Origin of the sequence: Legionella tunisiensis (genome assembly GCF_000308315.1) — a bacterium.
GTDB lineage: Bacteria > Pseudomonadota > Gammaproteobacteria > Legionellales > Legionellaceae > Tatlockia > Tatlockia tunisiensis.
In genome coordinates, this window is sequence record NZ_CALJ01000081.1 from 1 (window position 1) to 12869 (window position 12869).

The window sequence follows — 12869 nt, forward strand, 5'->3', positions numbered from 1 at the left end:
GGTTTTTGCTTTGGTACTGGTGAAAAAAGTACCATGAAGAAGAAGAACATTATCTCTCAATTTTCAGAGGCTTGTACAGGCGAGAAATTTGTACGAGAAGGGCCAAAAATGTTGGGTAAAGAAGTTACACCCAATGCAAAAGAATCGGTAAAGGACGTTGTAAAATGGTTACTTCAACAAAATGATGATAAAAATACCCTTAATTTAACCGGTTTTAGCCGTGGTTCGGTGACTTGTATCGAGACTGCCAATCGGTTGAAGAAATTGGAATCAGATCTAGAAGCAAATAAAGATCGCTTAAATTCAAAAGGGCTCGACGTTCTAAATAAATTAAAGAATTTAGAGATTAATATTTTTGCTATGGATCCTGTTGCTGGGATGAGTGACAAAGGTGTAATGAATAGGAGAGTAATCCCGGATAATGTGAAGAATTATGTAGCCGTATTACAAACTGATGAAATGCGTCGCGATTTCAAGCCACAAGATATGACACGGGCTATTATTGCTTCACCAAATACCACTGTATCTATGCTTCCTATGTATGGTAATCATTCTGATACGACAAAGACCAAGAATGATGGCATGCAGAGTGGTGCAAAAATTATGTGGCATTCTCTTTACCAATTTTTAACTCAACATGGTACGACCTTTAAAGATGGCAAAATGCCGCAGATGGTTACCAGCGATCCAAAGAAAGCAGGGAATCCTTATTCTGATATATCGCAATTTCCTCCCGAAACGCAAAGTAAAGAGATGTTGAAGATATTTGGTCAACATCATCAAGAACGGGGGGCTTATTTGAAATCGGGTAAAACAGTGAAGCTTGTAGATGGAATACCCGTGCCTAGAGATGTTAGAAGCTTGAATAATCATCTTGATTTTTACGTAAAAAATTCCGATTTCTTTGTCAATCAACTCGAGCGGGAGTTGTTTAAAGTATCTTACCCTAAAGCATTTAATTATTTATTTGAGCAGAATCAGAAAGATCCCCGCTTTCCTAATGACAGTGCCTCTACGGCAGAAGACGTTATTAACGAATTAAAGCAATTAAAAGAGGAGGATCCAGCGCTTTTTGCTCGTTTGAGTGCGCGTGGGGTTGGTTTGGATGAACGTCAAGAACCCACTGTAGGTGAACCTGGCGGTTTACACTGTATAGAACCTTGCTCTACAGTAAGGCAAATGTTCCCTGACATGCTGCCAGAGAGTGCGAAAAATCCTGATCCTGATGTCGCTAAGTTGGAGGCTCTTGAAAAAGATGTTTATCGTCTTACCTTTAAATATGAGCGAGAAAAATCGGAATTACTCGCTTTTTCACAAAGAAGCCAGGCTGATAAGGCACAAGCGTTACGTAATGAAGTGAAAAACATCATCGAGAATGAACCTGGTTCGCCGCAAGATAAATATGAGAAAGTTTTGAATAAAGTTGAAGAACATTATAAACATTTGACGGAAGCAACAAGTAATAGCCAGTTACCTCGTATGTTAGGTGGTTTATTAGCGAAACATGATCGTACGTTTGAAGTGAAACACACATCCGTACCACGTATGTTAATGGCTGATTTTATTTATTCTTCGCTTAGTTTGCTTAAGACGTCAGTTGATTTTGCTTTTAGCTTAGGCCATCTTGGTGGTGGTGCCTTATCGTTTGTGGGTACAGCGTTGCAAGATTTTGGTAAACGGTGTAATGACGTTATAGGAAAAGTGGGCATGAACCCTCTCAAAGGTCTTGCATCAGCAGTTGCTTATGGTCTTGAGGGAATTGGTTTTGCTATAAAAATAGCTTTGGACTAAAACCTCTCGGTAATCTTATTACTTCTGCTATTCGCGATATTAGGGATGAAGCAGTTAAAGTAATTGCTCCAGTTCAAGTTGAAAAAATTGATCCGAAAGAAAAATGTAAACAAATGAAAGACGATCTTCTTAAAGAAAAATCAAAAGACGCAGCCACCGGATCAAGGAGATGATTTGCAGACCATGTGGTAATGAAAACATAAATATGTTTACTTAAGAGTTCCTTAATTTTTGCTTGTTAGACTGCTCCGCTTTATCTAATCATTGAAGGAAATAAAATGCTTGATTTTTATCAAGGACAACAGGCGATACAAGGGCTTTTAGCCACTTTTCTTGATATCTATCCTTATGAGTACCCTAACAAAGAAACCTTGGTTGCTCTCACTAATTTACAAAATACCGCTTAGAATTTCTGATAGGCGAATTGAAAACCCTTCTTCTACTCCAGAAATCTCAACGAAATATGGGAAGACTATTGCAAGAGTTATCGTGATCAACAACGATTATTAGCCCCTATTGTTACAGCAGAGTATGCGGCGTCTTATTTGCCAGATCTTGTATTACCTGCTCCCCAAATGGAGGAGGACGAATTAGTAGAACAAGAAACCGCTGGACTTCAATTAGAAGAACCGCTGCCTATAAATACTGGCTTCAATCCTGAGAGCATCTTTTTTCACAGCAGCCATCCAGTACTGTAAGGAATAATAAGATGGATAGCCCTGCTCCATACAGTAGTTTAGTAGGCACTCTCCCTTTCTTTCCCTTACCAGAAAAAACGGGTGAAACTAGTAACGGAAGTGATAAATACACGCTTTATGAACAAAAAGTTCAACGTTTAAAAGCAAGAAAGAACTCTCTTTCTATAGAAGAGAAACAAGAACTTAGGCGTTTGTCCAACCTCTTATCTGCGCGCAATTCACGAATTCATAAGAAAGAGTATATCCAAGAGCTACAAGCTTCATTAGCAGAAAATACAGATAAAAATAAAGAGCTTCAAGACAATTATTCTCGTCTTACTATCGAACAGCAAGCACTAAAAGAAGAGCTTGCCCGGCTAATGTCAATGGTTGTGGAGATGGGGATAGATCCCTACAGTTTGCTTGAGCATGCTATGGCGTCTTCTGTAGAGGAAGAAGAGTCCTTTCTTCAAGAATCACTTCACATTGGCTAAATGGATAGGGTATTCACTTATAACGACTGTTACCTGTTGAATACCCAAATGCTTTCTTAAAATATCAGGGTCTATAAATCTTAATACCAAAGGGAACAAATAATTCTTTGCCTCTAATTTTCACCTGGGCATACAGTTTAACAAAACCGACTTTTTCAGGAACAATGTGGAATTGTAATTCAGGGCCACCGCGGTCGGAATTTTTCTGCGGTTCGGTACCCATCGGGTGGATGTGAACAACGGTTTTAAAATCGTCGTTAAAACCCACAATATGAGCGTAAGCCCCCATGACTGGTTCCAAAGAGCGGACAGGATTACCTTTTGTATCTGTGATATGAATTGTTCCCATGGCTGGTTTTCCTACTTCCAATTGCTTTTGATCAAAGGATAGCTTGAATGTGTAGCCATCAACAGTGCTTTCGTTGGAGAGGTGGTGAGTTTTTCTTATCGCGCTTTGCGGGGCATGAAGCAAATTACTAATTACATATTCTTGTCGGTTAGTTTTTGTTGGCACTAGATCCACCCAAATGCGGTAAGTGGTATTTTTTGTGTTGGGTGCCATGTAAATTGATAAACACCAGCTTGATCGGTTGCTTGCGGATGAGTATGGGTATAATCGCTTAAGTTATCATCAATAATCAACAAGTGTATTTTTTGGGTATGGACTTCCTTTAAATCTTCCAGAGTAATTGGTTGATTATTTTGAATATCAGTTAATTTAATAGTAACAAGTTGTTGTTCTCCTTTTGCAAGGATTTTTTGGACAGTTAGCTTGATAGACGGTAAATTCTGTCTGGTTGGATGCGCATGATGTGCAGGATTCATAGTGTTGTGTTGATGGTTTCCATCAGCAAATAAAGGGTGAATAGAAAAACTCACTACCAGAATTGAAATAAAAGATTTATTGAAGATCTTATGGATAAAACGTTTCACTTTTAACACTCCAAATACAACTATCTTTATCACCAATAGCGATAAAACAATGTTATCACAATCAAGACAATCTATTTCTTCAACCGTTTTTCTCGCCATAATTCCACAGTGTTGTACACTGTTGGAACAACGAACATATTTAAGACAGTTGAAGTAACAAGTCCTCCCAGTAATACTTGTGCTAAAGGCCTTTCTAATTCCTTGCCGACAGGTGAGCCCCATAATAAAGGAATTAAGCCTAATGTTGCTGTAGCGGCAGTCATTAAAACCGGAATCAAGCGATCAATCGTTCCTTGCACGACAACGTCTTGTATACTGTGGCCTTCTCGTCGTAATTGATTGTAATGGCTGATCAAAATAATACCATTTCTGGCGGCAATACCAAAGAGTGTAATAAAGCCAATCAGTGCTGCCACACTAAGTTGACCACTAGCAATGAAAAGCGATAAGACGCCACCAATGAGTGCGAGGGGTAAATTAAAGAGCACCAGGAGTGCTTCACGCAGCGTTCCAAACGCTTTATACAACAATACCAGCATTGCTAAAATTGCCAAGCTACCCAAGAGCATAATGGTCCTTGTTGCCTGCTGCTGACTCTCAAACTGGCCGCCATATTGAATAAAATAACCGGCAGGTAGTTTAATTTTATCTTTAATTTGTTGTTTTACATCATGTATTACGCTACCTAAATCTCTTCCTTGTACGTTAAATCCGACTACAACCATGCGTTGTACATTCTCACGATTAATTAAAAGGGTTGTTCTTCTTCTGAGATGTGAGCCACGGAACGTAAAGGTATTTTTCACTGCTTGCCGAATTAATAATGCCGTGTGCGTCAATTAACATGTCCTGTACTGCTTTAACACTATCTCGCCCTGGCTGGGCGAGGCGAACATAAAGATCAAAGCTACGCTGCCCCTCAAGAACACTCGAGACACGAACACCATTCAATAGGGTTTGGACATCGTCTGAAATCTGTCCAATATTAATGCCATAGGTGGCTGCTTTTTCCCGATCTATTTTGATAATTAGCTGCGGCACGTTAATTTGCTGTTCTTTATTAATATCTACCACACCGGGTAAATTTTTTAATAAGCCTTCTACAGATTGCCCCAAATCGTTGAGAGTTGTTAAATTATCACCAAAAATTTTAATTGCCACTTGGGCTCGAACACCAGAAAGAACCTCATCCATACGGTGTGCAATAAATTGACCCACATTAAAAACAGCGCCTGGTATTTGCGCTAAATCCTGGCGGATATTTTTGATTAATTCAATTGGGGGCATGTTTTTATTTTATCAAAATCAAGATTAACATCGAATTCGCTGACATTGGGCGGCAGAGCGTCTTCATCTAATTCACTACGACCTGCACGTTGTGAAATAGAGAGCACCTGGGGGTATTTCAATAATTTTTTGCGCACCTGTGTGCCTAAACGCATGGACTCCTCCAGTGATGTTCCTGGTAGGGTCGTCATTGCTATAATAAAATTGCCTTCATGAAATTCAGGTAAGAAGGAGGTTCCAAAAATGGAATTAAAGTTAATACTGATAAAAAAGCGGCTCCTGCCAGGCTGGTTACAGCCCAAAAATGATTGAGCGCCCAATGCAATAAGCGCTGAAAATGATGCTTTAGCCAAAGGACAAATCGAGTTTCTGTTTCTGCCTGTGAGTCATTTTCTAACGTAACCACGCTTTCTTCATGTAATCGTTCTTTTGTAGTTAAGGTACGCAAGGGCATTGCTTGTTGAGCATCACTCTGTTTTTCACTGTGGCGTACTAAAAGTAGATAACATAAGGCAGGTACCATAGTGAGTGACACGACTAGAGAACCGAGTACAGAGGCAATATAAGCGATCGCCAAGGGGCTGAAAATTCGTTCGGAAACACCTGAAAGAAAAAGATAGGTAAAAATACCAGACTGATAATCAGTGTTGCATAGACAACGGAATTTCTAATTTCACAAACTGCATCAAAAACAATTTTAATGGTCGGAAAAGGTTTTGTAGATGAACGATTTAAACGTAAACGGCGTACTACATTCTCAACGGTGATAATGCCATCATCAACGACTTCACCAATAGCGATGGCAATACCTCCAAGCGTCATCGCATTAATGCCAAAGCCGAAAATATAGAGAACGAGGATGCCAATTATGAAAGAGACCGGCATTGATAAAAAGTAATAAACGAGGCACGTATATTCATTAAAAAATAAATAGTACTAAAATGACGATCAAGGCGCCTTCCAAAAGAGCAATACTTAAATTACGAATTGCTGATTCAATGAAATTGGCTTGTCTAAATACAGTGGTAAAGAGTTCTACTCCAGCTGGAAGAGCTGCTTTGATTTCAGCCAATGCCTTTTCTACTTTGTGGGTAGTGGCTAAGGTATCTGCGCCATAGGTTTTTGAAATAGTGCCAATGACTGCACGTTCAGTATTAAACGCACTGTCACCACGCTTAATTTCTCCACCGAAAGTTACTGTTGCAACATTCGCGATAGTGATTGGAATACCTTTTCTGGTGGTTATAATTGTTTTTCTGATGTCATCTAAGGTCTTAACTCGTCCTATAGCCCCTACAACAAGTTCAGTACCAGATTTTTGCAGAAATGCCCCAGGGACATTGCGATTTGTATTTTCCAGTGCCTGACGAACTTCTTCTACACTGATGCCATAAGCCAGCATCCGGGAAGCGTCTAAACGGACTTGATACTGTTTTACTTCACCGCCTAAGGAAACCACGGAGGCAACCCCTCCTAAAGCAAGAATCCGAGGTCGAATGGTCCAGTCAGAAATAGTACGTAATTCTTCTGGTGATACAGTGTTGCTAACCAGAGCATATTTAAGCATCCAACCGACAGCGGAAATGACCGGTAGCATCACTGGAGGATTAATACCATTAGGTAATCGATTGAGCGCTTGTTGAATGCGTTCATTCACTAATTGCCTGTCACGATAAATATCGGTTTTATCATCAAAAACAACGATAATAGTTGAAAGTCCTACGGATGTTTTGGAGCGAACATGTAGGACGCCTGGGGTACCATTAATCACACTTTCCAATGGGTAAGTAATAAGTGCTTCTACGTCTTGAGGAGTCATGCCTGGTGCTTCTGTTTGGACTACTACCTGGGGTGGGGCAAATTCAGGAAATACATCGACAGCCATTTTTTGCAGGGTAAATCCACCAGCGATACAAAATACTAACGTTATAGCTAGTACAAGAGGGCGGTTAGCAAGTGACCATGCGACTAGGCGATTAAACATCTAGGGAGAATCCTTTGTTGATTGAGTTTTATTCCCACCGGTTAACCAGAGGGTGTAAAGTTGTCGATTGCCTTGCATCACTACTTCATCGCCAGCGGCCAAGCCGGCAGTAATTTCGGTATAGGTTTCATCACTTAAGCCTGTTTTGACTACAACGCGCTCATAAGCATTACCTTGCCGTTTAAAGACAAATTTTTCGTTATTTGCTTCTAGGATTGCGGAATTGGGAATAGTCAGCGCTTCCGCTTTTTGAGCTAACCTAAGGTATACCCGAGTAAACATACCCGGTTTCAGCAGTCCTTGCTGATTGTCTAATAAGATCTGAATATTGACTGTTCTTGTTAATGAGTCGAGATTGGGCTCAATAAGGATCACTTTTCCAGTAAAGCGTTTTTGGGGGTAACTGAGTACTTTAACCTTGGCTTCTTGCCCAGTTTTAACTTTCCCTAAATCTTCCTCATACACTTTCGCTACGGTAATCACCTGGGCGCGATTACTAATATGAAAAAGCACAGTATTAGGAGCAATCGCTTGACCGAGATTCACATTGCGTGCATCAATGATACCTGCCCATCGGCGCTTTAATGACGATGCTAGGTGGTGGATCGCCGATTAATAATGATTGTACTTTTACTAAGGGCTGCCCCAGTTTCACTTTATCGCCCAGATTGGCATATAACGCTGAGACATTACCATTTATTCTCACGCTGACATCAGCTTGTGCATTGGGTAATAACTGGATTTCGCCATTTAAACTTAACCGTTGAGCAATTGCTCTTTTGGTTACAGTAGCCAATTTTAAATCAATGATGTTGGTCTGTTCTTGATTTAAGTACACCGGTCCTGTGGGATGGGTTGAAATTTCAATTTTTTCACCATGAGCAAAAATAGATGCGGGCTGCAGGAGAATGATGCAGAAGAGTAGGCAATAAGGCCAAAAATTAGCAGGTTTTTGAGGATCCATGTAAATTCCTTGGCGTAGATAAATACGGACAGAGTTTACTGTTTTGATCAGTGCCTAGTGCTGTACATAGTTTTACTAAGGCTTGAGTGTATTTTTCCAACATATTGAGATAAGCCACCTGTAAATCATTATGTTGCCGCTGTACTTGTAAGACTTCTAATAAGGATATTTGCCCATTTCGATAAGCATTCCTTGCCAACTCTACATTGCGTACTGTCAATTTTAATGGTCCTTGCTGTGATTGCTGTAAGGCAGTTTGCAAGGCCTGTACCTGGGCATAACTACTTGCTATTTCAGTTTGAATGGTTAGTTTAAGTGCTTTTAGCTGCATAAGCGTTTGCGTTCCGGCCGTGCTTGTTTCTAAAATACGGCCTTGGTTGGCATTAAATAAGGGAAATGGAATTGACAGATTGATACTTAAAGCGCGATCCGGGGTTTGTATTGGCGCTCCTTCCACTGCTATTTTGTTTTGTTGTACCCCTAAACCAATAGTCCAGTCAGCCCAGCGTTCAGCCCTTGCAAGTTGTTGATCAGCTTGTGCGCGATGTAAATTTAACCAGGCCATTCGTATTTCAGGACGTTGCTGTATAGCGGTGGCTTGTAAGTCTGGCAACCTTGGAAGCTGTATTGTTGGTGGTACTGTTTTATTCAGGTATAACGGTGTTGTTGCTGCTTGGCCTAATAATTGGTTAAGTTGAGCTATTTGGCTAATACGTAAGCTATCTAAAATTTGTTTTTCTTGCAAAATGCGTTGGTATTCCAGATTGGCAATGTTGGTATCCAGTTCAGATACTTCCGCTGCCTGAAAGCGATTTTGGGTTACTCGCATTAATTGCTGGTTGATTGCGAGAAGATTATTCAACTGTTCTAAACGGCGATCAGTGATAAGAATGGCGTAGTAATTATCAGCCACCTTGGCTTTTAACAGTCGTTTGGCATTTTTTATTTCGGTTATGGCAAGTGCTACATCAACACGTGCCAAATTCTTTTTCTTACCGATACGTCCGGAAACAGGGAACGCTTGATTGAATCCTATGCTTGTTGTGTATTCCCCTTCATTGGTAAAAAAGCGATCATCAGTATTTCCCAGAGCCAAGCTTGGGTTTGGCCATAAGCCAGCTTGCACTAGACGAGCGCGTGCCAGGCTAATATTGTATTGAGCAGCTTTTAAATCATTATTATTTTGTATGGCAAGGTTGCTTAGCTGAGCCAGGGTTAGCCCCGATGCAAAGGTTAAAGGAATTCGGACTATAAAAATTAAGCAAATAAAGAACACAATCCTTCTGTAAGCGCTTATTTTCATAAATTAGCCAATAATTTTCTGCTGTCCAATCTCTTGGGGAGCAGAGATTTTATTTTTCATAACTCTTTCCATCGCAAACGCAGAGCATTAATGATGACTGATACCGAACTAAGCGACATGGCTGCTGCTGCAATCATAGGATTTAAGAGCAGGCCCATGATGGGATATAAGATACCTGCAGCTACTGGAACGCCTAGTGCATTATAAATAAACGCAAAAAATAGATTTTGGCGTATATTATGCATAGTTGCTTTAGATAAAAGACGTGCTTTAACAATGCCATGTAAATCGCCGTGTAGCAAGGTAACACCGGCGCTTTCTATAGCCACATCCGTACCAGTACCCATCGCAATGCCAATATCAGCTTTTGCCAGTGCCGGAGCATCATTTACTCCGTCACCCGCCATAGCAACAACTCTATTTTTCTGTTGCCATTCGGCTACAATGCGGCTCTTATCTTCTGGCATGATTTCAGCGACAACTTGAGTAATACCAAGTTTGGCAGCAACGGCTTCTGCAGTTTTTTGGCTGTCGCCGGTTAGCATGACAACTTCAATGCCTTCTTGCTGAAGAATATTAATTGCAGCCGGAGTCGTTGTTTTAATAGGATCTGCGACTGCCAGAATGGCGGCAATTTGATGTTCTATTGCCATGAACATCACCGAAGCCCCTTCGCTACGTAGAGCCTCAGCCTCATCAAACAGAGATTGATTAGTGCTTTCCGATGCTGGCATTAATTTCAAATTACCAATGGCAATAGGGCGGCCGTTTACCAATCCTTGAACGCCTTTACCAATGATTGCTTCAAATTCAGTAACAGGTGAAAAAGACAGATTCCTTTCCTTTGCGGCGATGACAATCGCATGTCCAAGCGGGTGTTCACTATGATTTTCAAGGGCGGCTGCTAAAGCTAATAATTCATCCTCTGACCATTGAGGTAGAGCAACGATTTTGGTTAATTTTGGCCGACCTTCAGTGAGTGTTCCGGTTTTATCAACGATTAACGTGTCTATTTTTTCCATCTGTTCCAATGCATCGGCATTTTTAATAAGTACACCATGAGTTGCTCCTTTGCCAATGCCAACCATAATTGACATAGGCGTGGCTAGTCCTAAGGCACAAGGGCAAGCAATAATGAGTACAGAAACAGCAGCAATCAGAGCGTAACTGAAAGCAGGTTGGGGGCCCCATATTGCCCAACAAATTGCAGCGATAATGGCAATCAAGATCACCGAGGGGACAAACCAGCCTGCGACAGCATCAGCAAGGCGTTGGATAGGCGCACGGCTGCGCTGTGCGTCGCTAACCATTTGAACGATTCGAGCCAGCATCGTATCTTGGCCAACATGGATTGCTTTCATAATAAAGCTGCCTGTCTGATTCAGAGTGGCCCCAATAACATGGGAACCTTTTTCTTTAGCTACGGGTATCGCTTCACCAGTAATCATCGATTCATCAATGTAACTAGTACCGCTAACTATTTCACCGTCGACCGGTATTTTTTCTCCTGGACGCACGCGCAATAAATCGCCTGCCATAATGTCGCTAAGGTCTATCTCAGTTTCTTGCTCATGTTCGTCAAGACGATGCGCCGTAGCTGGAGATAATTGCAATAAGGCACGAATAGCTCCGCCGGTTTTGGCTCGTGCTTTTAATTCCAATACTTGGCCAAGTAAAACCAGGGTAGTAATTACGGCAGCTGCTTCAAAATAAACTGCAACCAATCCTGCTTCATCGTGAAAGGATGGAGGGAAAAGACCAGGAAAGAGGGTAGCAATCACACTATAACCCCAGGCTACACCAGTACCTATAGCAATCAAGGTAAACATGTTCAAATGACCTGTTTGAAGAGACTGCCAGCCACGTTGAAAGAATGGCCAGCCACACCATAGGACAACGGGTGTAGCCATCATCATTTGGATCCAAATTGAGAGGCGAATTGATAGCCATTGATTGAGTAGATGCTCACTCATAGCCAGTATGAACACTGGTAGGCTAAGTACCAAAGCTATCCAGAATCGGCGATTCATATCCTGATATTCCGGATTATGCTCTTCGTCTGCGGAAATGGTTTCAGGCTCTAACGCCATACCACAAATAGGGCAGTTACCAGGCTTTTCTTGACGGATTTCTGCATGCATTGGACATGTATAAATAATTGGACCCTGGTTTTGAGCAGGTTTTGGGGATGAATGAGAATGATGATGGTGGCAACTCTTTTCTGTTGTGACTTTGTCTGGCTCTTTAGAGTGGTGTTTGTGGTTCATAGGTCACCTATTCATATTTTTGCAGTAGATTAATAAGCTCACGAATACGTTCTTCCTTGTTTGCGTCATTGTCAGTACAACAGGCTTCGGCGATACAATGTCCTATATGTGTTTCAAGTACGCCAAGCTCAATTGTTTTAATAGCGTTACGTGCTGCACGTAGTTGAGACATAATTTCTACGCAATATCGTTTCTCTTCAATCATGCGCTTAATGCCTTCCAGCTGACCAACAGCCCGATTGATACGGGAAATTTGTTTTTCATGTGATGGGTAATTTGACATAGGAATTCTCCATTCTATAATTTTTATATACCCTTGTGGGTATATTGTCAAATCGTGTGAATTGGTAAAGAGAAAAAGAAGCAATTCCTGATCTAACTGAATTTATAGATTTTTTTACTAAAAAATTATTCTACCCTTGATAGCTTGCTATATTTGAGGCTAACAGTTGTATTTATTTCTCTTTGAGGTACAAGGAAAAGCCATGATTTTGAAAACCTGTGATGTTAATAAGATCGATCACTTAATTACTCCTGATGAGATTTTTGAAATAACGCTGGACTCTCCTGCATTGGATATCTTTACTGATTTTAAAAAGACAGAACCTTTAGTCATTGAACAGTCACTTGATGTGGTTACCGCTGAAGATTTAATGAAGAAAACACATGTTAAATTGAAATTGGTTTTAGAAGATGGAGAATTTGTAGGGACGCTTGCCTATAGTGATTTAATTGGTGAAAAAGTTATGTCGCGCGTTCATCACCACACCCAGCGGCGTGAAATCTATGTGAATGAAATTATGACGCCTCGTAATCAATTGAAAGCGATTGATTTTAATGATGTACAAAGAGCAAAAGTTAAAGATATTGTCGAAACGCTTAAAAACGAAGGTAGCCAACATTTCTTGGTAATTGATAATACATTACATCATATTCGTGGAATTTTTTCTGCGAGTGATATTGCTCGTCGATTACATATTCCCATTAATATCAGTTCGGTTTCAACATTTATGGATATATACAAAGCACTTGATCATGACAAATACTGATAGGTGTTTACATAGCGATTATCTTGGCGCTTAGGGCTTGATATTTGAGCATTGCAGCAGGAACATACACACGTAGTATGTGTGAGCAGCGAAGTACAGAAAATCAAGCCATAAGCACTA

General features: G+C 40.7%; 12 protein-coding genes and 2 pseudogenes. 5 read left to right on the forward strand and 9 right to left on the reverse strand.

Annotation, left to right across the window (positions count from 1 at the left end):
* The 4 genes from BN58_RS22590 to BN58_RS06055 all read left to right on the forward strand — a co-directional run.
* On the forward strand, nt 1-1791 hold a 1791-nt coding region (locus BN58_RS22590; RefSeq protein ID WP_040916199.1), incomplete at its 5' end, for a DUF5621 domain-containing protein.
* Nucleotides 1792-2069: 278 nt separating this feature from the next.
* The gene (locus BN58_RS35830; protein ID WP_019216072.1) at nt 2070-2198 is read left to right on the forward strand and encodes a hypothetical protein; all 129 of its coding nucleotides are present in this window, start codon (nt 2070-2072) and stop codon (nt 2196-2198) included.
* A 138-nt stretch (nt 2199-2336) separates the two neighbouring features.
* On the forward strand, nt 2337-2489 hold the full coding sequence (locus BN58_RS30605; RefSeq protein ID WP_019216073.1) for a hypothetical protein: 153 nt from the start codon (nt 2337-2339) through the stop codon (nt 2487-2489).
* Between the two features lie 11 nt (nt 2490-2500).
* The gene (locus tag BN58_RS06055; RefSeq protein WP_019216074.1) at nt 2501-2962 is read left to right on the forward strand and encodes a bZIP transcription factor; all 462 of its coding nucleotides are present in this window, start codon (nt 2501-2503) and stop codon (nt 2960-2962) included.
* A 64-nt stretch (nt 2963-3026) separates the two neighbouring features.
* On the opposite strand, the gene BN58_RS36850 is transcribed toward BN58_RS06055, so the two are convergent.
* The 9 genes and pseudogenes from BN58_RS36850 to BN58_RS06110 all read right to left on the reverse strand — a co-directional run bounded on the left by BN58_RS36850 (nt 3027) and on the right by BN58_RS06110 (nt 11983).
* Entirely contained in the window at nt 3027-3476 is a 450-nt protein-coding gene (locus BN58_RS36850; protein ID WP_332247933.1) for a hypothetical protein, read from the reverse strand.
* The gene (locus tag BN58_RS36855) at nt 3476-3994 is read right to left on the reverse strand and encodes a hypothetical protein (protein WP_332247934.1); all 519 of its coding nucleotides are present in this window, start codon (nt 3992-3994) and stop codon (nt 3476-3478) included. The genes BN58_RS36850 and BN58_RS36855 overlap by 1 nt, the downstream gene beginning before the upstream one ends.
* Nucleotides 3967-4620 carry an efflux RND transporter permease subunit gene (locus BN58_RS37570; RefSeq protein ID WP_026069292.1) on the reverse strand — a complete coding sequence of 218 codons (654 nt, stop codon included), beginning with the start codon at nt 4618-4620 and terminating at the stop codon, nt 3967-3969. The genes BN58_RS36855 and BN58_RS37570 overlap by 28 nt, the downstream gene beginning before the upstream one ends.
* A gap of 19 nt (nt 4621-4639) precedes the next feature.
* Entirely contained in the window at nt 4640-5182 is a 543-nt protein-coding gene (locus tag BN58_RS37575; protein WP_026069293.1) for an efflux RND transporter permease subunit, read from the reverse strand.
* Nucleotides 5164-7166, reverse strand: a pseudogene (locus BN58_RS37580) (efflux RND transporter permease subunit). The gene BN58_RS37575 and the pseudogene BN58_RS37580 overlap by 19 nt, the downstream one beginning before the upstream one ends.
* Nucleotides 7167-8130 (reverse strand): annotated as a pseudogene (locus tag BN58_RS22605) (efflux RND transporter periplasmic adaptor subunit). It abuts the pseudogene before it with no gap.
* Nucleotides 8108-9433, reverse strand: coding sequence for a TolC family protein (locus tag BN58_RS06100; RefSeq protein WP_026069297.1), 1326 nt, complete (start codon nt 9431-9433; stop codon nt 8108-8110). Before BN58_RS06100 ends, BN58_RS22605 begins: the two are co-directional and overlap by 23 nt.
* A 56-nt stretch (nt 9434-9489) precedes the next feature.
* Nucleotides 9490-11700 carry a copper-transporting P-type ATPase gene (locus BN58_RS06105; protein ID WP_019216076.1) on the reverse strand — a complete coding sequence of 737 codons (2211 nt, stop codon included), beginning with the start codon at nt 11698-11700 and terminating at the stop codon, nt 9490-9492.
* A gap of 7 nt (nt 11701-11707) precedes the next feature.
* Nucleotides 11708-11983: a metal-sensitive transcriptional regulator gene (locus tag BN58_RS06110; protein WP_019216077.1), complete on the reverse strand. Its 276-nt coding sequence runs from the start codon at nt 11981-11983 to the stop codon at nt 11708-11710.
* 202 nt (nt 11984-12185) lie between these two features.
* Here BN58_RS06110 and BN58_RS06115 point away from each other — a divergent pair, with 202 nt between their 5' ends.
* Nucleotides 12186-12749: a CBS domain-containing protein gene (locus BN58_RS06115; protein WP_040916201.1), complete on the forward strand. Its 564-nt coding sequence runs from the start codon at nt 12186-12188 to the stop codon at nt 12747-12749.
* Nucleotides 12750-12869: the final 120 nt, after the last annotated feature.

Bases quoted from the DNA above. Each gene is read 5' to 3' on its own strand.
- BN58_RS06100 (WP_026069297.1), bottom strand. From the start codon at position 9,433: ATGAAAATAAGCGCTTACAGAAGGATTGTGTTCTTTATTTGCTTAATT.
- BN58_RS06105 (WP_019216076.1), bottom strand. From the start codon at position 11,700: ATGAACCACAAACACCACTCTAAAGAGCCAGACAAAGTCACAACAGAA.
- BN58_RS36855 (WP_332247934.1), bottom strand. From the start codon at position 3,994: ATGGCGAGAAAAACGGTTGAAGAAATAGATTGTCTTGATTGTGATAAC.
- BN58_RS37570 (WP_026069292.1), bottom strand. From the start codon at position 4,620: ATGGTTGTAGTCGGATTTAACGTACAAGGAAGAGATTTAGGTAGCGTA.
- BN58_RS06115 (WP_040916201.1), top strand. From the start codon at position 12,186: ATGATTTTGAAAACCTGTGATGTTAATAAGATCGATCACTTAATTACT.
- BN58_RS35830 (WP_019216072.1), top strand. From the start codon at position 2,070: ATGCTTGATTTTTATCAAGGACAACAGGCGATACAAGGGCTTTTAGCC.
- BN58_RS06055 (WP_019216074.1), top strand. From the start codon at position 2,501: ATGGATAGCCCTGCTCCATACAGTAGTTTAGTAGGCACTCTCCCTTTC.
- BN58_RS06110 (WP_019216077.1), bottom strand. From the start codon at position 11,983: ATGTCAAATTACCCATCACATGAAAAACAAATTTCCCGTATCAATCGG.
- BN58_RS37575 (WP_026069293.1), bottom strand. From the start codon at position 5,182: ATGCCCCCAATTGAATTAATCAAAAATATCCGCCAGGATTTAGCGCAA.